The 448-nt window shown below is 74.8% G+C and carries 1 pseudogene; it reads left to right on the plus strand.

From position 1 onward, the window contains the following. Positions 1-218 (plus strand): annotated as a pseudogene (locus PA598K_RS39110) (amidase family protein); the annotation flags it as partial. Positions 219-448: the final 230 nt, after the last annotated feature.

Below are 448 nucleotides of genomic sequence, written 5' to 3' on the forward strand. Positions count from 1 at the left end.
CGGTGGCGCAGGGGCTGGCCGAGCTCGGCATCGGCACCGACACCGGCGGCTCGGTGCGCGTGCCTGCCGCCTACTGCGGGCTGTACGGCCTGCGTCCGACGCACGGGGCGGTCGACGCGCGCGGGCTGATCCCGCTGGCGCCGAGCTTCGATACGGTCGGCTGGATGGCGCGCGACGCCGCCACGCTGCGCAAGGCAGGCGAGGTGCTGCTGTCGGGCGCGAGCGTGACTGTAGCTGCGGATCTGGCGAGCGTAGGCAATCCGGGAGCGAACGCTCTTGGAGGCCCTGCCTCGGCGGACGGAGGGGCTGCTCATGGCGCGAGCGCTCCGGGCGGCCCGGCGGACGGAGGGACAGCGCATGGTGCGAGTGCTCCGGGAGGCCATGCCTCGGCGGGCAGCCCGACGCACGGAGGCGCAGCTCATGTCGCGAGCTCCGACGTTGCGGCAGC

The organism is Paenibacillus sp. 598K, from assembly GCF_003851045.1.
Taxonomy (GTDB): Bacteria; Bacillota; Bacilli; order Paenibacillales; family Paenibacillaceae; genus Paenibacillus_D.